This window comes from Streptomyces sp. NBC_01622 (assembly GCF_045209635.1).
Lineage (GTDB): Bacteria > Actinomycetota > Actinomycetes > Streptomycetales > Streptomycetaceae > Streptomyces.
On the sequence record NZ_CP109293.1, the window covers coordinates 11,311,585 to 11,332,559 of the forward strand.

The window sequence follows — 20,975 nt, forward strand, 5'->3', positions numbered from 1 at the left end:
AAAGCGCTTTAATTCCTGGTACTATCGACTCGTTTCGAGAGCGTGTCAAGGGCGTTGCGCGAGAAGAATGCGGCCGGGAGGCACAAGTGGAGGACGCTGGGGCGGAACGTCGCCGGGCCGAGAAGAAGCGCCCACGGCTGGAGGACGTAGCGGCACGCGTAGGCGTCTCCACCGCGTCCGTCTCCCTCGTTTTGCGCGGTGTGGCGGGCCCCAGCGAACGCACTCGGCAGCGCGTCCTGAAAGCCGCCGCCGACCTCGGCTACCAGGTGGACCGCACCGCCAGCCTGCTGGCCAGCAGGCGCACCCGGATGCTCGGCGTGATGGTCGACGTGCACAGCCCCTTCCATGCCGACCTGGTCGAGCACCTGCACTCGGCCGCCGAGGAGGTCGGCTACGACCTCGTCCTGAGCACCCAGACCCGCACCCGCGACGAGCGCACCGCCATCGAGACGCTGCTGGCCTTCCGCAGCGAGGCGTTGATCCTGCTCGGCCCGACCGCTCCCGTCGACACGCTCGCGGCGCTCGACGGCAAGGCCCCCGTCATCGTCGTGGGCCGGCGCATCGAGGAAGGGGAGTTGGACGTGGTCCGCACCGCGGACGACGACGGCGTGGGCCAGATCGTCGACCGCCTCGTGGCGCTCGGGCACCGCGAGATCACGTACGTCGACGGCGGCAAGGGGGTGATCGCCACCGACCGGCGCCGCGGATACCGCACCGCCATGCGGCGCCACGGCCTGGACGCGTACATCAGGGTGTTGCGCGGCGACAACACCGAGGCGGCCGGCGAGCGCGCCGCCCGCCACCTCCTCGACGGGGACCAACTGCCCACCGCCGTGGTCGCGTTCAACGACCAGAGCGCGATCGGCGTCCTGGCCGCTCTCGCCCGTGCCGGTGTCTCCGTACCCGGAGAGGTGTCCGTCGCGGGATACGACGACGACAGACTCTCCCGCCTGAGCTGCTTCGACCTGACCACGGTCAGCCAGGGAGCGGAGGAACAGGCCGGCTATGCGGTGGCCGCGGCGGTGGAACGCCTCGACCAGGGTCGTACCGAACCCCGCGAGGTCGTTCTGGCCCCGCACCTCGTTGAGCGCCGGACCATAGCCGAGCCGCGCTGACGTTGTCCGTGCCGGTCACGCAAGTTGCCGGCGCCTGAGGTGTGGGCGGTCGGGCCCCGAAGGCTCCGGCAGAACAACTCTCACGCGACCGCACTGATCACTTTCGTCAGGTACTGGTCGAAGAGGTCCGGCTTGTAGAGAAGCCCGCTGTACTCGACAGGGATCCGGTACCCGTCTATTTCGGCGATAGGTGTGCCGGGCCCTTCGTGCCCGTTGTAGTGCCCGGCGGCGGCGAACACCTTCTCGGCGGAGTCCACGAAGTCCTGGTACTTCATGGACGTCACCGCGGTGTCGAAGGACGGGCTCCGCAGCCCCGTCACCTTGCCCGCCAGTTCCAGCAGACGTGTGTTGCTGAATCCGTCCACCTCCTCGGAGGGCTGGTTCTGGTAGAGGACGGCGTGATACTCGGCGAACTTCCCGCTCGCCACCGCCGCGCGCAGCGCGTTGACCGCCTTCTTCGACCCGTTCCCTCCCAGCCGCGGGTCCAGGAACGACGCCATCGTGTAATCGACCTTGACCTTGTGCCGCAGAACCCACTTGGTCAGGACCGGACCCCCGCCCGTGGTCTCGAATTCCCTGCAGTACGGGCAGCGCGGGTCTTCGTAGAGACGCACGGTCACCGGCGCCTTGGGGTCGCCCACCAGAATGGTCGTGCCGTCCGGTTCCACCTGCTCGGGTGCGTCGGCCAGCCGTGGGTAGTCGGTCTTGCCCTTGGTTTGTTGCCCGTCGCCGTCTGCAGCGATCGGGTGCCGGGATCCACAGCTCACCAGTGCCGCACCGAGCACGCCTGTCAACACGGCTGCCGTCAGCCGTCTACTTCCATGATTCAACCGCACCATGCCCCCCTGTGGTCATCGAAGGGGAGAGTAGGCCATCCGCTGCAGGTCCATGGCTCGGGGTCCGGTTCTTCCGTCCTTCTCAACCAACCGGTGCCACCCGATCCCAGCGTGCTCCAGGTGACAACAGTTCATTCACTGAAGGCTGTTCTGCGTACGGCATCACGTCTGGAAACTTAGTCTGCGTCCGCAGTGCTTTCGTCGCCGATGCGGATCCGGGTGTCGGCGACGATGACGACCTGGTGGTTCGTTGAGTATCGGTAGTTCCTGGACTGCGCCGAACAGTAGCGCCGGCTGCCGCATCGTCTCATTTGCCGGGCAGGCAGTTGGCAAGCCAGTCTGCCTGTTCCGCACGATTGACGCCGCCGTCGCCGTCCACCACGTAGGCCAACGCATCCACAAAAGTAGAACCCAGCGGCCAGAGCCAGTTCGGCCCCACGGCGACGACGCGACCGCCGGCCGCAATATACGTACGGAACTGGATCGACCACATCCCCAGAGGGCTGAAATTCTCCCCGTGGTGAAGCCTCAACTTGGACGCTTCCTCGGCGGCGTCGACGCAGGCGTCAACGGGGTCCATACGCAGTGACGAACCAGGAACACGGGTCAAGGAACTCTCAATCGTCAGCCCGCCGAACTCGGCCCAAACAGCCACCGCCACGCTGTTGAGTTCGAACCCGGCACCCGTCAGTTGCCGCGTCCACTCCGCGATGGCGATCTTGCGACCTGCTCTCCACCCAGCAGTACCAAGCGCGTCGAGCACCGACGGACTGCAAGCAGTCACCGACTCGCCAATGTGTTCTATGCGCTCTCCCACTCGACCTTGTCTGTTGCCCCAGTCTGCCGCACACCCTCACCGGCGGACAGGGCGAACGGTCACGAAGGACACTGAAATCGTTTACGGACAGCCCCTATTTGTCCGAGCCCCACTGCGCGTCCGTCGCGGCCATCCGCATGAGTACGTCGACGAAGATCTCACGCTGCTCCGCGCTGCGGCACCCGGAACCGACCGGGACGACCTGCCGCCACCCCGCCCTGAATCTTGCCGACCATGCCGAACCCTCCGTCGTACTGCACACTCGTTATCCGCCCTGCGCGCGCAGCTGATGTTCGTAGGCGAAGATCACGACCTGCACCCGGTCGCGGAGCTGCAGTTTGGTGAGGATGCGGGTGATGTGGGTCTTGACGGTGGCCTCGGTGAGGAAAAGACGTTCCGCGATCTCGGCGTTCGAGAGGCCGGCGGCGATGAGGTGGAACACCTCCCGTTCGCGGGCCGTCAGATGGGCGAAGCGCGCGCCCGCGTCGTCGGCTCGGGGCCAGGGCGCGATCTGGGCGAAGCGGTCGACGAGACCGCGGGTGATGCGCGGGGTGAGGACGGCGTCGCCGGAGGCCACGGCCTGGATCGCCGCCTGCAGTACGGCCGGGACGACGTCCTTGAGGAGGAATCCGCAGGCTCCGGCGCGGAGGCCCTCGAAGGCGTATTCGTCGAGGTCGAAGGTGGTGAGGATGAGAACGCGCGAGGCCGTGCTGGAGGTGATGCGCCGGGTCGCCTCGATGCCGTCCATGACCGGCATCCGTACGTCCATGAGCACCACGTCCGGCAGGGTGCGCCGCGCGAGCTCGACCGCCTCCGCGCCGTCGGCGCTCTCGCCGACGACGGTGATGCCCGGCATCGTGTCGAGGAGGCTGCGGAAGGCCATCCGGACGAGCGCCTGGTCGTCGGCGAGCAGCACCGAGATGGTCATTGCGGTTCCCCCAGCTTCAGTTCGCCGGAGACGGCCCATCCGGAGCCGGTGGGTCCCGCCTTGAGGTCACCGTCGAACATCGCGACCCGTTCCCGCATCCCGGTCAGCCCGTTGCCGGTACGCGCTTCGGCTCGGCTTCCGGGGGCGGGCCTGCCGTCGTCGGTGACGCTGAAGCCGACCAGGTCACCGCCGCAGTGCAGGACGACGTCCACCGTCGACGCGTTCCGGGCGTGCTTGACGACGTTCGTGAGTGACTCCTGCAGGATCCGGTAGACCGTCGTCTGTACCTCCGCGCTCAGGGTCTCCGGGCTGCCGGTCTCGGTCAGCCGTACATCCAGGCCGGTACCGCGGGCCTCGTCCACCAGGGCCTTGAGCGAGCCGAGGTCGGGCTGCGGGGCCCGTTCGCCGCCGTCGTCGGCCCGCAGGACGCCGAGGAGCCGGCGCATTCCGGCGAGGGACTGCCGACCGGTCGACGCCGCCTGGAGCATCTTCCCGCGGGCGCCCTCCGGATCGGTCGCCGTGGTCGCGGCGGCTGCTTCGGAGAGCGCTACGACGACGACCAGGCCGTGGGCGACGATGTCGTGCATCTCCCGCGCGATCCGGGTACGTTCGGCCGCCGCGGCGAGCTGCGCCTGCTGGGCGCGCTCCTGTTCCAGACGCTCCGCGCGGTCCTCGATGGAGGCGAGGTAGCGGCGCTGCGCCCGCACGGTGGTGCCGAGGAAGAACGCCGCGGCGGCCAGCCCGCTGAGGATGACGAAGGCGTCGTTGACGCTCGCGGCCGGGGCGAAGCGCACCGCGACCAGGACGACGCCGAGTTCGACGGCCGCGGCGGCGCCGAGCGAGTGCCGCAGACCGCGGTGGGCGGCGACCGTGTAGAGCGCGACGAGCACCGCGAACTCGGAGAACGAGACCGTACCGAGTGCCCAGGTCGCCATCGCCACGGCCCAGCAGAACCAGAACACGGCGACCGGAGCGCGGCGGCGCAGCAGGAGGGGGCAGATCACGGTGATCGCCAGCACCCAGTCCAGCACCCCGGACCGGTTGTAGAGCAACTCGTGCGACGCGGCGACGGCGCACAGCACCGGCGGCCCGAGGAGCAGTACGAGGGACAGCGGCGGGTGGGCCCGCGACGGTCGGCGTGTCGGCCGGTGGTGCTTCTTCACCCCGCCGACATTACGGAAGGAGGCTTCCGGGGGCGTCAACCGAAGGTCTTACATCCACCGGAAAGTGGCCACCATTGTCGGATGTGCCGGTCCCCTTGTCGCTTTTAGCCTCGCGAAATGAGAACACGACCAGCCACCACGGCCATGAAAGTTCCGGAGATCACCCTCGTCTTCTGGATCGCGAAACTGTGCACCACCGGATTCGGTGAGTCCTTCTCGGACTACGTCTTCTTCAATGACTACATCGGACAGCATCTCGCCATGCTCATGGGCCTCGCTCTGCTCCTCGCGTGCCTGGCCGTGCAGATCTCCACGAGGAAATACATTCCGTGGGTCTATTGGCTCGCGGTGACGGCCGTCAGCATTTTCGGGACGATGTCGGCGGACTTCCTGAACAAGGATCTGGGGATGCCGCTCTACGCCTCCACGCTGATGCTGGTGACCGTTCAGGCCGCCGTCTTCGCCGCCTGGTACGCGACACAGCGGACCCTGAACGTGCACAGCATCAACAACCGTCTGCGGGAGCTGTTCTACTGGCTGACCGTGCTGTGCACCTTCGCACTGGGAACAGCCGCGGGCGATTTCGCGGCCGTGACCCTGGGACTCGGCACCTTGGCCTCGTCCTTCGTCTTCCTGGGAATCATTCTGATCCCGGCAGCCGGCTATCGCTGGTTCCGTCTCAACGAAGTCCTCGCTTTCTGGTTCGCCTACACCATCACCCGCCCCCTGGGCGCCTCCGTCGCTGACTGGCTTTCCGTACCTGCCCCTTATGGGGACGGACTTCAATTGGGTACGGGACCGATCAGCCTGGTCCTCGGGATTCTCCTCGCGGGAGTCATCGCAGTGATCGGCTCACGACACCGCCGCTCCGACTTCCTGGAAGCCACACCTCCGGAGCCGGCAGCCGAGGTCCGTTGACCACACCTCACAGTTCCAGGCGGTAGCCGTGCCCCCGCGGTCAGGATGCGTTCAGGCGACCGATGGCACGGTCGTGTCTCATGACCTACGAACTGTCCGAAACACCGGAAGCCGAACGGGACGCCAACGGTCCTACCCGGCACGCTCACCGCCTCCGCCTGAACAAGGTTCCCGAGATCACCGTCTACTTCTGGGTGATCAAGGTGCTGTGCACGACGGTCGGCGAGACCGCGGCGACCTGCTCAACGAGAAGGCCGGCCTGGGCCTGACCGGCGTCTCGGTGCTGATGAGCGCGCTGCTCGCGGTCGTCCTGGCCATTGATCTCGGCCCTGCCCGAGTTAACTGCTTGCTTCACGCGGCCCGGTGCACGGACGCTACGTTTTAGAAGGGGGCGGCACCTCGGGCCGTCACTCGTCCGGCGAGTCCAGGCTGGGGCGGATTCGACTTGCGCCATCAATTCTGTCCAAATTGCGCACAACATCTACAATGAGAAATATCAATGCAAGTACGGCGAAAATAAAACCGAGCCAGAGGCCGGCTCCCGTTGACGCATTTACCTGCGTCAGTTGCCTGTTGAGGTCGATCAAATCGGAAACGTCACTCAACTTGACGATATAAATAATCAATAGACTGAAGGCAGGTATCAGAGAAACGACAACATACCGCCTATTGTCCGTTATTAGTGTGCAATAGAGGAGGATGATCACCGCGAGAGCCATGACGATAATCAGCGCCGGCCCTGCAGCCTGCATTCCCTGACCAAAGGCGTTTACGCTAATTCCGACGCCCGTCACCCAGGGAGGGAACAGCATGAGGAAGCTAAGCAAGGTCGCGCCCGCGGCAACCAACAACGTCCAATCGGATGAGTAATTTATCGTAAACTTCGTGCCGATCTTACTCTCAGTGGAGGCTGCATTCGTCATAGCTATTCCCTAACACTTCGAGGAAGTCGAAATGCTGTAGAAATGCATCGGGGAGAGAGTCTCTGTACCACCTGCTTAGAGGTTGTCTCACGTGGTGTTGCCCCAGCTACTCGACCGTGCTCGTGAGAAACGTGTGGAACTCGGCGGCGAGGTTTCGCATCTCCTCGCCGGCCGCGTGCACGGTGGTGGTCTCGAAGTGCCACTCCTCGGACGGAGGCCGATCGTGGATGCCCCACGTCAGGTGCACGTAGCCGCCCGAGTGGTGTTCCGCCGAGATCGTCAGGTCGCGTTCCAGAGAGCGCCAGGCGCGCGCACCTTCCCAGCCGCGGAAATCCTCGGCCAGTGAGGAGAGGAAGGTGTCGAGGCCGTCGCCGTCCCACGTCCGAACCAGGGTCTCGATACTGACCCATTGCCCGCGAGCTTTCACGACGAAGTCGAGTGTGGGGTCGTCCTCGAACGGTCTCGCCAGCTCGGAGAAGAGCAGGTGGACCGGTCGCGGTCCGGTGTCTCCCACGCGTACCGCAGGGCCGTCTTCGGTCATTTGTGCAGGTTAGAAGTCGTGGGGCTCGATCGCCAACTGCTATTCCCGCACTGCCCCGAGGACGGGCCCCAGGTCCCATGTGGGGCATGATCGTCCGCTATGGCTGTGGATCTTGCGCGGGACCTGGTCCCCGATGGGCTGTGGAAGATTGCCGCGCCACTGATACCACCGTTCCGGCCCAGACAGCAGGGTGGCGGGACGGTGCCGGTGGCGGATCGGAAAGTGTTCACGGCGGTGGTGTACGTGCTGACCAGCGGTTGCGCCTGGCGGTATCTGCCGCCGACGTTCGGCACCTCGCCTGCCACCGCGCATCGCCGGTTCTCGGCGTGGACCAGGGCCGGTCTGTGGCGCCGGCTGCACCGGGCGGTCCTGGACGAACTCGGTGCCAGAGGTGCGCTGGACTGGACCTCGGCGATCATCGACGCCGCGTCCGTCCGTGCGAAAAGGGGGCTCGCTGACCGGGCCGAACCCGGTCGATCGCGGCAAGAAGGGCAGCAAGCTGCATGTGCTGTCCGAAGCGCAGGGCATCCCGCTGGCCGTCGCAGTGTCCGGTGCGAACGTGCATGACAGCCAGGCGTTCAAGCCGCTGCTCCTGGGCGTCCCCGCCATACGCTCCCGGCGCGGGCCACGACGACGGCGACCGGTCAAGGTCCGCGCCGACAAGGCGTACTACTCCGCCGAACACCTTGCCTGGCTTCGCTCCCAAGGACTCATCCCGCGCATCGCGCGCCCGGGCATCGAGTCCGGCGAGCGGCTCGGCCGACACCGCTGGAAGATCGAGAGGTCGATCGCCTGGTTGTTCGGTTACCGCCGTCTCACCGTTCGCTATGAACGCAAGGGCAGCCACTTCCTCGCCTTCCTGGGCCTCGCCGCAGCTCTCACCTGCTACAAGAAACTCGCAAAACTCACCACGTGAGACAACCTCTTAGAGATGTCCTTGCGCACGAAGCTTCTACGGGAGCGGGACGCCACTTCTCCAGAGTGCGCTGGCCGCAGACCGCCCGCAAGTTGGTCTGATATCGCGCTCCTGGGTCGGGCCAACCAGTTGGTTGCTCAGCGCCAGGATGAGCCGACGGTTCCGCGAACGACAGGGCTCCCAGGAGTGGTTGCCGCGCGGCCAATTCGATTGTGACGACCATCGGGCGCCGCAGGTGCGGATCTGGGTCGAGTGGATAGCTACTGTAAGGGTCTCAACGTGGGCAGTGCCGTCGTAATCGGGCCACAGCCGGGCATTGAAGTGCAAGGTCGAGTCCGCCGCCTCCCACAGCAGGAAGCCGGACACCGGCCGCTCGCCGGACCTGGTGGTTGTTGGCGGCTGCTCAATAGGCCTCGCGCGGAGCGCGCAACAGACCGGGCGTGCGGGCGGCCAGGAGATCGATGACCGCGGTGGTGTGCGCGTGCGCGGCCTCAGTGCCCCAGTTGCCGACTCCTGCTCTCGGTGTAACGGTAGTGATTGGGCAGAACGGCGAGTGTCCTAGCGGCTGTGGAGATGATCCCATGTACCATCTCGCCCGGATTCGTCGGATCCTTTTGATGTTGCTATTCGCGTTGCCACTCGCGCTTTTCTCGACGACGCCGACCGCGACTGGGGCCCAGTCGGTTGCGCGTAAGCCCACTGATGTGGCGCCGGGCTGGTATTACTTGTGGCAGAACGGGAACGCCCAAAAAGGTCATCCCAGGATCGAGAATGCTGACGGCATCAGTGGGCTGCGGATCCTCTTCCCCTTTGCCTACGTCTGGCCGCACAAAGGTCATGCCCCTCTGTGGATTTCTTACAGCGTGACCTACAGCAACCGAAGCAACAACATCATGTACTTCACGTGTAATGGTGTGAGCGACCCGAGCATTTCGGGAGAGTGGCTCAAGCGAGGCAGTGGTCACATTGCGGGTTACGTGGGCGGTGAAGTAAGTTACTGTTCACAGCATCCAGACGCGAACTTCACACTCGGCCCGGGGCGCCACATGCAACTCTGGGTCCTGGTGCATAACGTGCCCTGGTCGGACAATCAGGTGTCGATTGAGTGGCAGCAGGGCGGACATCCACACGTCCGTACTGGATGGTTCAAGCCGTACGTTGACGGAGCACGTACTAGGCCGGCTGCTCCGCAAGGCGTCTGTCCGTACGACTGTAGTTGAGGGGCATTGGCCAGTCCAACCTTGTTATCGGGCGTCTCCCGCAGATCCGGCCCATAAGCGGCCTTGGGGACTCAGGGGCGAGAATCTCCGGTACGGGTCGTATTCGTCCTTCGTCCGGGCCTTCGAAGGCGCAGCCCATGACTCGGTGACCATCATCGTGTCTGTAGTTGGCAACACCGTGTTGAGCTCGATGCCACGCAGACGGACGCAACCCACCGATACTTCGCCGGCACGTACTCCGTACACGATGGTGTAATCGTCGCTGCGGACATCCACCGTCAATGATCAAGAGCTCGAGTTGCCCATCTCTCAAGACCGAGCGATCTTCTTCCCTAGCCCCACCGGGCACCGTGCAGCGTCGACTCAGCCGCTCCACAGAGACCTTTAGCGTAGGCGGCCGACAGGGAGCGTATGACAATGCCCGAAGCAACTCGCTGCCCTAACTGTGGCGCTTCAACGGAATCGACCGATGCCTTCTGCCCAGAGTGCGGTCACCGGCTCGCGCAATCCATAGGTGATGAGACAGCCAGCTACGGATCGCAGTCCTCCTCTCAATCTGGTCCGCCACCGTACAGCCCGCCACCAAACTTCGGCCCCACGATGCCACCCCCGCCCGGCGCACCACCGTCGCGAGGCAAGGGTTTCTTCGCCGATTTGTTTGATTTCTGCTTTACTGATTTCGTCACACCCAAAGTTATCAAATTTGTCTACGTGGTAGTGACGATCATCATTGCCCTTGCTTGGGTCTTCTACCTCGTTCTGGGATTCAGCATATCTGCGACGGTTGGACTGCTGGTGCTCATCTTCGGCCCTGTCGTCGGACTGTTTTTTCTCCTGCTGTGGCGTATGGCACTTGAACTCACAATGGTGATCTTTCAGATAGGGGCCGACCTGCACGCGGTCAAGGAACGAAGGGATCTAGATTAGAAGGTGACGCGTACCTCCAGTCGTCTTCGAAAAAGGAAGCGGCGAGAGACCTGGTCGGTGAGGAGGGAAGAAACTGACCTTTCTTGAGTATACGATCACTCAGGACCTTCACGCTCCTTGTCACCTCATGCGGTTCGGGAAGCAACAGCTCACCGGGGCAGGCTTCGACGCCGGGTCAACAGAGCGTTGGAACGGCGAGCGTAACGCCTACCCCCAACGCCACTGCGCCCGCCATCACCGAGAGCGCAAGTGACTCGACAGCCCAGCCTGCCATGCAGTACTTGGGTGATCTCGAACCGCTCAGCTCCTTGGGGCTGGGAACTGGGGCTGCCGATGTGAATGGGAACGCGTACGCGCGAAGCATCTACTTCTCGTCGGACAAGATCGAGCCGCAGAACTCGGCCGAGTACAACCTGGGGCGTCACTGGCGCACAATGACAGCCACGATTGGCCTTCGTGACGACTCCCCGACCGGGTGCGAACTCCGATTCGATACTTTCGCGGACGGAAAACCCATCAACAGCGAAACGCTGAGCATCGGAGAGTCGCAAGACCTCAAGCTTGATATCACCCACGTGCTGCGCATGAAATTCCAGGTCACATACGTGTCGACAGCCGACGTCACGAATTACTGCTACGGCGTCTGGGGGGATGCACGCCTGGCATCGTGATCGAAACTGAAAGCGCCACAGTGGAAAGTCTGCTATCGCGGTACTGCTGGAATACCGCAAGTGCTACATGGGAGTCGTGGAAATACTCGAAACCGTGTAGGTGGGCTAAGCGTTGTCCCGTAAATGATCTTTGACGTGCTGGATTACCTGCCTTTTCTCCGTCACCCGGCGAGGGTGATGTTGTGCAGGCGGGCGATGCCGAGCATGGCGTGGTGGACGCCGTCGCCCTTGAGGCGGCAGTCGCGGAGGATTTTCCAGGTCTTCATGCGGGCGAAGGCGTGCTCGACGCGTGCACGTACTTTGCGATGGGAGGTGTTGTGTTCCTCTTTCCATTCAGGGAGTTGGGCCTGGCCCGGTTCACGTCGGTGCGGGATGACCAGGCCGGTGCCGCGGTAGCCGCCGTCCGCGATGACCGTTGTCTTGCCGACGGCGTCCTTCGCGCCGGACAGTTCCCACGCCTTGCAGTCGTTGCGGTTGCCGGGCAACGGGCGGCCGACGGCGACGACGAGCCTGGTGTCGGCGTCGATGACGACCTGGTGGTTGGTCGAGTAGCGGTAGTTCTTCGACTGCTCGGCGACCTGGTGATCGCGGGTGGGAACCAGGGTGCCGTCCACAATCAGCACGGCGTCCTTGCGGAACCGCCTGCGTTGCTGGAGGGCGAGCGCGGGTCCGAGGTGGTCGATGATGCGGTCGGCGGCCGACTTCGACACCCCGAACAGCGGCGCCAGTTGGCGCAGCGTCAGGTTCGTCCGCCAGTACGCGGCGACCAGCAGCACCCGGTCTTCCAGCGGCAGGCTCCACGGCCGGCCCTTGCGCACCGGATCTGCCCCCTCGCGTCGCAACGCGGTGATCAGCTTCCCGAACTGACGCGGACTCAGCCCGGTGAACGGGGCTATCCAGGACGGCTCCGACGCCGTGATCACACCAGCCACGACAAGATCATCTCATCCCTGACCAGCAGTTACGGGACAAGTCTTAGAGCGAGTGAGGGACTGTGGCAAGACTTCGCGTGCTCCTCGTGGCATTCCTATTTGGGCCCATATCTCTGCCTCTGCTCTCCTGTGGTGGAGGCGGGGGAGGCACTGCGCCGTCAACATCAGCACAGGCGACCACTGAGCCTCCGTCACAAGTGGCGCCATCGACTTCCGCGTCACCGTCTGCTGCCTCCTCAAGCCTCACAACAAGTGACTCGTTCCACGCAGACGCCCACCAGGCCGCGACCTCACACCCACCCCGCAAACCGTCAACCGCGCGCTGTCGGCAGCACGCGCCCCGGTCGAGCGCGGCGTCACACGGCTGAAGTCCTGGCGGATCTTCCGCAAAGCCCGGTGCAGCCCGAACCGAATGACGTCAATCGCAGCCGCCATCCTCACCCTGGAGCCGCACCGCTGAAAACGCTCACTGTTCTGGTCGGCGATCCTCGTCGCCAACACCCTCGGCACCTCGATGGGCGACTTCCTGTCCGACAGCTCGGGCCTCGGCTACGCCGGCGGGGCCGCGCTGGTGACGGGCGTGCTGCTGGTGCTCGTCGCGCTGATGAAGGTGCCCGCGGTGCCGAACGTGCTGCTGTTGTGGATCGCGTTCGTGCTGACCCGTCCGCTCGGCGCCACCGCCGGTGACTTCCTGACCAAGCCGGTCGCCAAGGGCGGCCTCGACCTCGGTACGGCGGGCTCGTCGGCCGTACTCCTGACGGCCCTGATCGGCCTGACGGGGTATGCCCATGTCCAGGAGCGTCGGCGCCCCGCCCCGCGACCTTCGTAGGACGTCGCCCGGCCAGGGGGTGCCATCGGCCGGTCGTCGTGAGCAGTGCGAAGGTTCGAGTCCCCCTGTCGGCTGCCCCTCACCGACTCAGGGCTCACGCGGTGATCTCGATGCGTGCGGTGCTGAACGTCATGGGCGTGCCGGTCACGGACTTGTTCTCCAGGGCGCTCGTTGAGTCGCGGCCACCTGCTCTCCTGGCTGGGCGCCTCCACCGACTCTCGTTCTTGGGGAAATCCATGCCTGCTTGGCGAAGACCCGACCGTTCATTCCGGGTGTGTTCACAGATGCGCCGCATCCGGTACATAGGGCGCGACTCTGATGGGCCCGGCACCCGCAGCCCGCCCCGAACACCCGGGAGAGTCCAGATGTCCAGACGCCACGTCAGGCCCGCAGCCGTCCTCGCCGCGACCGGAGTCCTCACCGGGGTGACCGCCGCCCAGCCCGCCGCGTTCGCCGCCTCCCACCCCCCGGCCGCCACCCGACACGTCCTGCTGCTCTCCGTGGACGGGCTGCACCAGTCGGACCTGGCCTGGTACATCGCCAGGCACCCGAAGTCGGCGCTGGCCCGGCTGGTCGGCGGCGGTGTGGAGTACACCCACGCCGGCACCACCACGCCGTCCGACTCCTTCCCCGGCATGGTCGCCCAGGCGACCGGAGGCAGCCCTGGCACCACGGGCGTCTACTACGACGACACCTACAACGCCGCGCTCCTCCCGGCGGGAACCACCAGCTGCAAGGGCGCCAAGCCCGGGGCCGAGGTGGACCTCACCGAGGACCTGGACAAGAACCAGGCCTCCATCGACGCCGGCCAGGAGCTCGCGGGCCTGCCGGACAGCATCCTGTCGATGACCGGCCACCCGGACAGCCTGATCAACGCATCGAAGCTGCCGGTGGACCCGAAGACCTGCAAGCCGGTGTACCCGCACTCCTACCTCAAGGTGAACACGGTCTTCGAGGTGGCCCGCCAGGCCGGCCTGCGGACCGCCTGGTCGGACAAGCACGCCGCCTACGAGATCCTCAACGGCCCCTCGGGCACCGGCGTCCAGGACCTGTTCACCCCGGAGATCAACAGCGACGCCCTCGGCTACGCCGCCGGCAACGACTGGACCACGGACAACAAGGCCACCCAGCAGTACGACGGCTACAAGGTGAAGGCCGTCCTCAACGAGATCGACGGCTACGACCACAGCCGCACCCACAAGGCCGGCACCCCGGCGATCTTCGGCCTCAACTTCCAGTCGGTCTCCACCGCGCAGAAACTGCCCGCCTCCGACGGCCTCACCGGCGGCTACACCGCCAAGAACGTCCCGGGCCCGCTGCTGGTGAAGAACCTGGACTTCGTCAACACGGAGATCGGCGCCCTGACCGCCGAGATCGCCAAGCGGCACCTTTCCAACAGCACCACGGTGATCCTCTCCGCCAAGCACGGCCAGTCGCCCACCGACCCCACCGCGCTCACCCGCGTCGACGACGGCCCGCTCCTTGACGGCCTCAACGCCGCCTGGAAGAAGCTCCACCCCGGCGCCGCCGACCTGGTGACGCACGCAGTGGACGACGACGCCATGCTGCTCTGGCTCTCCGACCGCTCCGCGGCCGCCACCGCCTTCGCCAAGAGGTACCTGCTCGCGCAGAACGGCACCGGCACCGACATCAACACCAGGCCCAAGGCCTACACCCACAGCGGGCTCAGCGAGGTCTACGCCGGCCAGGCCGCCGTCGACTACTTCCACGTCAAGGCCGGCGACGCCCGGGTCCCGGACCTCCTCGGAGTCGCGCAGTACGGCGTCGTCTACACCGGCGGCACCAAGAAGATCGCCGAGCACGGCGGCAGCCACTCCGACGACCTCGCCGTACCCCTCATCGTCTCCGGCGCCTCCGTCCCGGCCGGCGTACGCGACTCCGCGCACGTGCAGACCAAACAGATCGCCCCCACGATCCTGAACCTCCTCGGCCTCAACCCCCGCTCCCTCCAGGCCGTACGCGAGGAACACACCACAGTGCTGCCGCTCCGCCGGTCGGCGAGCTGAGGCTCCCTGTTTGAGGCGGCCCTCCGCCGCATCCGGGTGCCGTGGCCGGAGTCGGGCAGGCCAGGCACCCGGTCGTGGTGGGTCCACGCACAGACAGGGCGTACACCCTTCTCGGCTATCCGCAGGCCGTCCATCGCCGGCCCGGCCGACACGTACCACTCGTCGCCGAATTCCCACTACGACGGCCGCGCATGCGCCACACCCTCGGCCTCCAGCGCGCACCGGATGAACTCCAGCACGGTCCTGATCCGTTCGGCACGTCGCTCCTCCGCCAGAGCCCCAGCCCGTTTCCGTTCCTCGGCCCGCTCGGCCATTCGCTGGGTGGTGCGTTGGGTCAGTCGGAGCCCACGCACCGGAAATGTCCTCCCGTACTACCGACTTGTTCTCCCGGCCAGTTCCTTGGTGATGCGGTCGAGCATGAACGCCGAGGAGTCGCGGGCCCGTTCCTCCCAGGCGAAGACGCAGGCGGTGGCGACTCCGTCGAAGTTCAGCTCGCGCAGGGTGCCGAAGAAGGTGTTCCAGTCGACCTCGCCCTGGTCGATGTCGAGGTGCTGGTGGATGCGGGCGGTGGTGCCGGGCGGGTTGAGGATGTAGCGCAGGCCCGAGGAGCCCTTGTGGTTGAAGGAGTCCGCGATGTGTACGTGCTGGAGCTTGTCGCCGGCGTAGCGCATCATCGCGGCGATGTCCGCCGTCGGATCGGAGCCCGAGAGGTGGAAGGAATGCGGGGCGCAGTAGAGGTAGTTCACCCAGGGCTTGTTGATGGCGCGGACGAGGTCGACGGCGGGGGTGTTCTCCTCGCAGAAGTCGTCCGGGTGGGCTTCCAGGTTGAGGGCGATGCCCTCCCGCTCGAACAGCGGCAGCAGTTCCTCCAGTGAGCGCCAGAAGGCGGCCTCGCTCTCGGCGGCGTGCTCGGGGCGGCCGTTGAACTCCGAGTTCATCAGGGGGCATTCGAGGTCGGCGGTGATCTCGATCATCCGTTTCCAGTAGCGGACGGCTGTCTGCCGTTCGGTCTCGTCGGGCGAGGACCACTTGTACAGCGGGAGTACGGAGGAGAGCTGGACGCCGTGTGTGCGCAGGGAGTTCTTCAGTTCCGCCACGCGGTCGTCGTCGGCGCGCGGGTGCAGGAAGAACGGCATGAAGTCGTCGCGGGGCGACAACTCGATGTACTGGTAGCCGAGTTCGGCGACCGTGCGCACCATGTCGTCGATGGGCAGGGCGCGGAACATGTAGGGGTCGAGGGCGATCTTCACGCGGCACCTCCGTAGAAGGCGGGTCGGGGCTTGAGGTCGGTGGCGATGACGCGGCCCGACTCCAGGGCCTCGACGGTCGCGCTGGTGATGACGGTGGCCGCGTAACCGTCCCAGGCCGAGGGGCCGGTGGGCTCGGTGCCGGCGGCGATCTCCGCGATCCACTCTCGGAACTCGGTGTCGAAGGCGTCAGCGAAGCGGCCCACCCAGTCCGTGAGCACCTCGGTGCTGTGCTGCCCCGCGCTACGGACGCCGACGGCGGCCGGGTCGGGCAGGCGGACGAGGCCCTCCTCGCCCACGGTCTCGCACTGGATGTCGTAGCCGTACTGGCAGTTGACGAAGACCTCCAGGTCGATGCGGACGCCCTTGGCCGTCTCGAAGAGCATGATCTGCGGGTCCCTGAGGTGGGCGAACCGCTTGCTCGTGGCGCGCGGGGTGACCACCTGGGTGGAGACGATCTCGTCGTCGAGCAGCCAGCGCAGCACGTCCACCTCGTGCACCGCCGTGTCCAGGGCGGCCATGGCGGAGGTGTACGACTCCGGGACGGTCGGATTGCGGTGCGCGCAGTGCACGATGAGCGGCTCACCGATCCGGCCCGAGTCGATGACCTGCTTCATCTGCCGGTATCCGGCGTCGTAGCGGCGCATGAAGCCGACCTGGACCAGGCGGCGGCCGTGGGCCGTCTCGACCTCGATGATCTTCAGGCAGTTCTCTGCGGTCGTGGCCAGCGGCTTCTCGCAGAACACCGGTTTCCCGGCGGCTATCGCGGCCAGCACGTGCTCGGCATGGGTCGGGCCCCAGGACGTCACGAGGACCGCGTCGACGTCGTCCGCCGCGACGACGGCCGCCCCGTCGGGCAGCACCCGGGCGCCGACCGGCGCCGCCGCCCCCTCCGCGCGGGCAGCGTCGATGTCGGTGACCGCGGTGACGCGGGCACCGGTGACGGTGTCGGTGAGGCGCTTGATGTGTTCCTTGCCGATCCAGCCGGCGCCGATGACTCCTATGCGCACAGTCATGTGTGGTGGTCCTTTCCGAAGAACAGCGAGATCAGGAGAAGCGCGTCCGGAGTTCGGCTTCGAGGGTTTCGAGGGTGTGGCCCTTGGTCTCGGGGACGTAGAGCCGGACGAAGGTGAACGAGAAGACGCCCGCCACCACGAAGAGGAAGAAGGTGTTGGAGACCCCGATCGCGGAGACCAGCGTCGGGAAGACCAGGCCGATCGCGAAGTTGGTCAGCCACAGCACCACGGCCGCGACACCCATGCCGAAACCGCGCATCCGCATGGGGAAGATCTCCGACAGCATCAGCCAGGTCACCGGGGAGATCGCGCCCTGCTGGAAGGCCAGGAAGGTGACCGTCATGGCGAGCACGGCGAATGCCCGGCCGTCGCCCGAGGGCAGCAGCAGGGAGAGGACGCCGATGAGCAACAGGGCGGCTGTCGTGCCGATCTGACCGGTCATCAGCATGGGGCGGCGGTTGACGCGGCCCAGCAGCCAGATGCCGACGAAGGTCGCCAGTACGGAGATCACGCCGTTGGCGATGTTCGCGGTCAGGGCGCTGTCGGCGGTGAAGCCGGCGTCGGTGAGGATCTGGGTGCCGTAGTACATGATCGTGTTGACACCGGTGATCTGCTGCACGATCGCGATGCCGAAGCCGACGAACATCAGCCGGCGCAGCCAGGGGGTGGACTTCATGTCCTGCCAGCCGCCGAGCCGTTGCCGGTCCTCCTCGACGGCGAGCGCGGAGACTTCGGCGAGTTCGGCCTCGGCCCGCTGCTGGGACCGGACCTGCTTGAGGACTTCCAGGGCTTCGCCGAAGCGGGTCTTGGAGGCCAGCCAGCGCGGGCTCTCCGGCATCACCAGCATGCCGAACCAGAGCACGACGGCCGGGATCGTGGCGAGCACGAGCATGTAGCGCCACACTCCGCCGGACTCACCGCCGACCCGCGCGATGACCGCGTTGGAGGTGAACGCGAGCAACTGCCCGCTGACGATCATGAGTTCGTTACGGGTGACCAGTGCCCCGCGCCGTTCGGCGGGGGAGATCTCGGCGAGGTAGACGGGCACGGTCACCGAGGCGCCGCCGACCGCGAGGCCGAGCACGAACCGGGCGACCACCATGACGGCGGTGTTCGGCGCGAGCGTGCAGCCGAGTGCGCCGACGAAGAAGACCACGGCGAGGGTGAGGATCGTACGGCGCCGTCCGCGCGCGTCCGACAATCGGCCGCCGGTGACCGCGCCCAGTGCGGCGCCGAGGAGCAGCGAGCTGGTGACCATGCCCTCGGTGAAGGGGGTCAGGCCCAGGTCGCCGGACATGTAGGGCAGTGCGCCGTTGATGACGCCGGTGTCGTAGCCGAAGAGGAGTCCGCCGAAGGTGGCGATGACGGTGATGAGCCGCAGCCGGCGGGAGACTGTCCGCGGGGTGGTTTCGGTGGGGGCCTGTGTCGCGTCGTCCCTGACGTCCATGGCGGCCCCCTACCGGTCGAGGTTCGGGCGCCGGGTACCTGTCAGCCCGCAACCGGCCAGGTGCTCACGGGTGTCGACCGCGATGGGCAGCGGCACCTCGGGAGCGCACGGGTACAGGTCCTGCTCGACGATGACGAACAACTCGGTGTCCAGGCCGGCGAGTTCGGTCACCACGTCGGCCGGGTTCGGCACACCGGCCGGGGGCGACACGCACACCCCGCGCTTGACCGCTTCGCCGAACGAGAGGTCCTCGGCGGCGACTTGGGCCAGCACCTCGGGATCCATCTGCTTGATGTGGACGTAGCCCACCCGTTCGCCGAAGCGGCGGATCAGGTCGAGGTTGTCGCCGCCGCCGTAGGCCACGTGTCCGGTGTCCAGGCAGAGGTTGGTGTAGCGGGAGTCCGACTCGTTGAGCAGCCGCTCGATCTCCGGCTGAGTCTGGATGTGGCTGTCGGCGTGCGGATGGATGACCAGCCGCACGTCGTACTCGTCGAGCAGCAGCCTGCCGAGCCGGTCGGCGGTACGGCCGAAGCCCGCCCACTGGACGGCGGTCAGCTCGGGCGACTCGGTGAACGCGCCGGTCTTCTCGTCCCGGTACATCGGCGGGATGAGGACGAGGTGGTGCGCGCCTGCGGCGGCGGTCAGCGCGGCGACCTGCCGGACATGGGCGAGCATCTCGTCCCACGTCTCCGGCCGGTGCAGCGCGCCGAACGCGGTGCCGCCGGAGACCTGGAGCCCACGGGCGTCGAGTTCGGCCTTCAGCCGTTGCGGGTCGGTGGGGAGGTAGCCGTAGGGTCCCAGCTCCAGCCATTCGTAACCGGCCGTGGCCAGCTCGTCGAGGAAGCGGGTGTACGGCACCTGGTGCTCGTCCTCGGGGAACCAGATGCCCCAGGAGTCGGGGGCCGAGCCCAGACACAGGTTGCCTGCGGTGGTGCGGAGCGGGGTTGCCGGCGCCGTTGCCATGACGTGTCCTTCGGGGGAGGGGGGACAGGAGAACTCAGTTGGAGGTGGGGAAGTCGAAGCCGGCGGTGACCTGTTGGGCCCGCTGGGGCCAGCGCGTGGTGACGACCTTCGGCCGGGTGGAGAAGCGGATGCCTTCGGGGCCGTGGATGGGGGAGTCGCCGATGAGGGAGTCCTTCCAGCCGCCGAAGGAGTAGTACGACATCGGCACGGGCACCGGCACGTTGACGCCGATCATCCCGACCTTGACGTTGCGCTGGAAACGGCGGGCGGCCTCGCCGGAGGCGGTGAACAGGGCGGTGCCGTTGCCGTACGGGTTGGCGTTGATGACGGCGATCGCCTCGTCGAGCGTGTCGACGCGGACGATCGCGAGGACGGGGCCGAAGAGTTCGTGCCGGTAGGCGTCCATCTCGGCGGTGACATGGTCGAGGAGGGAGGGGCCGGTGAAGAAGCCGTCCTCGTGGCCCTCGACCTTGAGTCCGCGGCCGTCGACGACGACGGTGGCGCCCTGCTCGGTGGCAGCGGCGACGGCGTTCTCGACGCGCTCCTGCGCGACCTTGGTGATCAGCGGTCCCATCTCCACGCCGGGGACGTTGCCGGGGCCGACCTTCACCTCGCGGGCCTTGCGGGCCAGCACCTCCACCAGGCCGTCCGCCGCCTCACCCACGGCCACGGCGACGGACACGGCCATGCAGCGCTCGCCCGCCGAGCCGTAGGCGCCGGCGGTGATGTGGTTGGCGGCGAACTCCAGGTCGGCGTCGGGCAGGACGACGGCGTGGTTCTTGGCGCCGCCGAGGGCCTGGACCCGCTTGCCGTGCGAAGTGGCCTGCTCGTGCACGTACTTGGCGATCGGTGTCGACCCGACGAAGGAGACGGCCTCGATGCCGGGGTGGGTGAGGATCGCGTCGACCGCGTCCTTGCCGCCGTGGACGACGTTGAACACGCCGTCCGGGAGACCGGCCTTCCTGTACAGGTCGGCGACGAAGTTGGCGGCGGAGGGATCGCGTTCGCTGGGTTTGAGGATGAAGGTGTTCCCGGTCGCGATGGCGATCGGATGCATCCAAAGGGGCACCATGGCGGGGAAGTTGAAGGGCGTGATGCCGGCGACGACGCCGAGGGGCTGGCGGAAGTCGTGGACGTCCACGCCGCGCGAGACCTGGTCGGAGAAGGACCCCTTGAGCACGTCGCCGAGGCCGCAGGCGAACTCGACTACTTCGCGGCCGCGGGTGATCTCGCTGCGGGCGTCGTCGATGGTCTTGCCGTGTTCGGCGGAGATGATCCGGCCGAGTTCCTCCTCGTGTTCGACGAGCAACTGCCGGAAGGCGAACATCACTTGGGTGCGCTGCGACAGCGACGACTCCGACCAGCTCTCGAAGGCGGCGGAGGCGGCCCGGACGGTGGTGTCCACGTCGGCCGGCCCGCCCAGGACCACCTGGGCCTGCTCGGCGCCGGTTGCCGGGTCGAACACGGGCTGGGTGCTGGGGGCGGAACCCTGGGTGGGGCTGCCGTTGATCCAGTGCGGGATGGTCTTCACGTGAGGGT

General features: G+C 66.5%; 21 protein-coding genes and 2 pseudogenes. 10 read left to right on the plus strand and 13 right to left on the minus strand.

All coding sequences use genetic code 11. From position 1 onward, the window contains the following. Positions 1-86 precede the first annotated feature (86 nt). A complete protein-coding gene (locus OH768_RS52255) occupies positions 87-1,115 on the plus strand; it encodes a LacI family DNA-binding transcriptional regulator (RefSeq protein WP_406464604.1) in 1,029 nt (342 codons plus the stop codon). Positions 1,116-1,195: 80 nt separating this feature from the next. On the opposite strand, the gene OH768_RS52260 is transcribed toward OH768_RS52255, so the two are convergent. The 4 genes from OH768_RS52260 to OH768_RS52275 all read right to left on the minus strand — a co-directional run bounded on the left by OH768_RS52260 (position 1,196) and on the right by OH768_RS52275 (position 4,859). Continuing rightward, positions 1,196-1,882, minus strand: a complete 687-nt coding sequence (locus tag OH768_RS52260; protein WP_406464605.1) for a DsbA family protein — start codon at positions 1,880-1,882, stop codon at positions 1,196-1,198. 376 nt (positions 1,883-2,258) lie between these two features. Continuing rightward, entirely contained in the window at positions 2,259-2,714 is a 456-nt protein-coding gene (locus OH768_RS52265) for an SUKH-3 domain-containing protein (RefSeq protein WP_406464607.1), read from the minus strand. Positions 2,715-3,033: 319 nt separating this feature from the next. Next, the gene (locus OH768_RS52270; RefSeq protein WP_406464609.1) at positions 3,034-3,696 is read right to left on the minus strand and encodes a response regulator; all 663 of its coding nucleotides are present in this window, start codon (positions 3,694-3,696) and stop codon (positions 3,034-3,036) included. After that, complete coding sequence (locus OH768_RS52275) at positions 3,693-4,859, minus strand: sensor histidine kinase (protein ID WP_406464610.1); 1,167 nt, start codon at positions 4,857-4,859, stop codon at positions 3,693-3,695. The genes OH768_RS52270 and OH768_RS52275 overlap by 4 nt, the downstream gene beginning before the upstream one ends. 117 nt (positions 4,860-4,976) lie before the next feature. On the opposite strand from OH768_RS52275, the gene OH768_RS52280 reads away from it, so the two are divergent. Beyond that, positions 4,977-5,777 (plus strand): hypothetical protein, encoded by an 801-nt coding sequence (locus OH768_RS52280; RefSeq protein WP_406464611.1) that lies wholly within the window; start codon positions 4,977-4,979, stop codon positions 5,775-5,777. Positions 5,778-5,857: 80 nt separating this feature from the next. Continuing rightward, positions 5,858-6,096 (plus strand): annotated as a pseudogene (locus OH768_RS52285) (hypothetical protein); the annotation flags it as partial. Between the two features lie 88 nt (positions 6,097-6,184). On the opposite strand, the gene OH768_RS52290 reads toward OH768_RS52285, so the two are convergent. Further along, positions 6,185-6,700 carry a hypothetical protein gene (locus OH768_RS52290; protein ID WP_406464612.1) on the minus strand — a complete coding sequence of 172 codons (516 nt, stop codon included), beginning with the start codon at positions 6,698-6,700 and terminating at the stop codon, positions 6,185-6,187. Positions 6,701-6,806: 106 nt separating this feature from the next. Next, positions 6,807-7,241, minus strand: a complete 435-nt coding sequence (locus OH768_RS52295; RefSeq protein WP_406464614.1) for a DUF6228 family protein — start codon at positions 7,239-7,241, stop codon at positions 6,807-6,809. Positions 7,242-7,340: 99 nt separating this feature from the next. On the opposite strand from OH768_RS52295, the gene OH768_RS52300 reads away from it, so the two are divergent. From OH768_RS52300 to OH768_RS52315, 4 genes are all read left to right on the plus strand, one after another. Continuing rightward, positions 7,341-8,157 (plus strand): IS5 family transposase gene (locus tag OH768_RS52300; RefSeq protein WP_406464615.1). Its coding sequence is split into 2 segments (ribosomal slippage): positions 7,341-7,688 and positions 7,690-8,157, totalling 816 coding nucleotides; the frame shifts between segments, so codons are not numbered across the junction. 581 nt (positions 8,158-8,738) lie between these two features. Beyond that, positions 8,739-9,377 (plus strand): hypothetical protein, encoded by a 639-nt coding sequence (locus tag OH768_RS52305; RefSeq protein ID WP_406464617.1) that lies wholly within the window; start codon positions 8,739-8,741, stop codon positions 9,375-9,377. Positions 9,378-9,794: 417 nt separating this feature from the next. Further along, entirely contained in the window at positions 9,795-10,304 is a 510-nt protein-coding gene (locus OH768_RS52310; protein WP_406464619.1) for a DUF4282 domain-containing protein, read from the plus strand. 281 nt (positions 10,305-10,585) lie between these two features. Further along, positions 10,586-10,975, plus strand: coding sequence for an NPCBM/NEW2 domain-containing protein (locus OH768_RS52315; protein WP_406464620.1), 390 nt, complete (start codon positions 10,586-10,588; stop codon positions 10,973-10,975). Between the two features lie 161 nt (positions 10,976-11,136). Here OH768_RS52315 and OH768_RS52320 read toward each other — a convergent pair whose 3' ends face one another. Continuing rightward, positions 11,137-11,907: a transposase gene (locus OH768_RS52320; RefSeq protein WP_406464621.1), complete on the minus strand. Its 771-nt coding sequence runs from the start codon at positions 11,905-11,907 to the stop codon at positions 11,137-11,139. Positions 11,908-12,175: 268 nt separating this feature from the next. Between OH768_RS52320 and OH768_RS52325 the strand changes: the two are divergent. The 3 genes and pseudogenes from OH768_RS52325 to OH768_RS52335 form a co-directional block, all read left to right on the plus strand. After that, positions 12,176-12,367: pseudogene (locus OH768_RS52325) on the plus strand (transposase family protein); the annotation flags it as partial. A gap of 9 nt (positions 12,368-12,376) precedes the next feature. Beyond that, positions 12,377-12,736: a hypothetical protein gene (locus tag OH768_RS52330; RefSeq protein WP_406465795.1), complete on the plus strand. Its 360-nt coding sequence runs from the start codon at positions 12,377-12,379 to the stop codon at positions 12,734-12,736. A gap of 365 nt (positions 12,737-13,101) precedes the next feature. Continuing rightward, positions 13,102-14,763, plus strand: a complete 1,662-nt coding sequence (locus tag OH768_RS52335; protein ID WP_406464622.1) for an alkaline phosphatase family protein — start codon at positions 13,102-13,104, stop codon at positions 14,761-14,763. Positions 14,764-14,939: 176 nt separating this feature from the next. Here the strand turns inward: OH768_RS52335 and OH768_RS52340 are convergent, their stop codons facing one another. From OH768_RS52340 to OH768_RS52365, 6 genes are read right to left on the minus strand one after another with little or no spacing between them, the layout of a single operon-like run. Then, positions 14,940-15,116, minus strand: a complete 177-nt coding sequence (locus OH768_RS52340) for a hypothetical protein (RefSeq protein WP_406464623.1) — start codon at positions 15,114-15,116, stop codon at positions 14,940-14,942. A gap of 18 nt (positions 15,117-15,134) precedes the next feature. Then, positions 15,135-16,013, minus strand: coding sequence for a sugar phosphate isomerase/epimerase family protein (locus tag OH768_RS52345; protein WP_406464625.1), 879 nt, complete (start codon positions 16,011-16,013; stop codon positions 15,135-15,137). Further along, on the minus strand, positions 16,010-17,026 hold the full coding sequence (locus OH768_RS52350) for a Gfo/Idh/MocA family oxidoreductase (protein ID WP_406464626.1): 1,017 nt from the start codon (positions 17,024-17,026) through the stop codon (positions 16,010-16,012). Before OH768_RS52350 ends, OH768_RS52345 begins: the two co-directional genes overlap by 4 nt. Positions 17,027-17,057: 31 nt before the next feature. After that, a complete protein-coding gene (locus tag OH768_RS52355) occupies positions 17,058-18,473 on the minus strand; it encodes a sugar porter family MFS transporter (protein ID WP_406464627.1) in 1,416 nt (471 codons plus the stop codon). A 9-nt stretch (positions 18,474-18,482) separates the two neighbouring features. Beyond that, on the minus strand, positions 18,483-19,436 hold the full coding sequence (locus tag OH768_RS52360; protein WP_406464629.1) for a TIM barrel protein: 954 nt from the start codon (positions 19,434-19,436) through the stop codon (positions 18,483-18,485). A gap of 34 nt (positions 19,437-19,470) precedes the next feature. Then, positions 19,471-20,967 (minus strand): CoA-acylating methylmalonate-semialdehyde dehydrogenase, encoded by a 1,497-nt coding sequence (locus OH768_RS52365; RefSeq protein WP_406464630.1) that lies wholly within the window; start codon positions 20,965-20,967, stop codon positions 19,471-19,473. Positions 20,968-20,975 lie beyond the last annotated feature (8 nt).

Excerpts from the sequence above, each read along its gene's own strand:
- OH768_RS52270 (WP_406464609.1), bottom strand. The coding sequence starts at position 3,696 with ATGACCATCTCGGTGCTGCTCGCCGACGACCAGGCGCTCGTCCGGATG.
- OH768_RS52280 (WP_406464611.1), top strand. The coding sequence starts at position 4,977 with ATGAGAACACGACCAGCCACCACGGCCATGAAAGTTCCGGAGATCACC.
- OH768_RS52290 (WP_406464612.1), bottom strand. The coding sequence starts at position 6,700 with ATGACGAATGCAGCCTCCACTGAGAGTAAGATCGGCACGAAGTTTACG.
- OH768_RS52295 (WP_406464614.1), bottom strand. The coding sequence starts at position 7,241 with ATGACCGAAGACGGCCCTGCGGTACGCGTGGGAGACACCGGACCGCGA.
- OH768_RS52305 (WP_406464617.1), top strand. The coding sequence starts at position 8,739 with ATGTACCATCTCGCCCGGATTCGTCGGATCCTTTTGATGTTGCTATTC.
- OH768_RS52310 (WP_406464619.1), top strand. The coding sequence starts at position 9,795 with ATGCCCGAAGCAACTCGCTGCCCTAACTGTGGCGCTTCAACGGAATCG.
- OH768_RS52335 (WP_406464622.1), top strand. The coding sequence starts at position 13,102 with ATGTCCAGACGCCACGTCAGGCCCGCAGCCGTCCTCGCCGCGACCGGA.
- OH768_RS52350 (WP_406464626.1), bottom strand. The coding sequence starts at position 17,026 with ATGACTGTGCGCATAGGAGTCATCGGCGCCGGCTGGATCGGCAAGGAA.
- OH768_RS52355 (WP_406464627.1), bottom strand. The coding sequence starts at position 18,473 with ATGGACGTCAGGGACGACGCGACACAGGCCCCCACCGAAACCACCCCG.
- OH768_RS52360 (WP_406464629.1), bottom strand. The coding sequence starts at position 19,436 with ATGGCAACGGCGCCGGCAACCCCGCTCCGCACCACCGCAGGCAACCTG.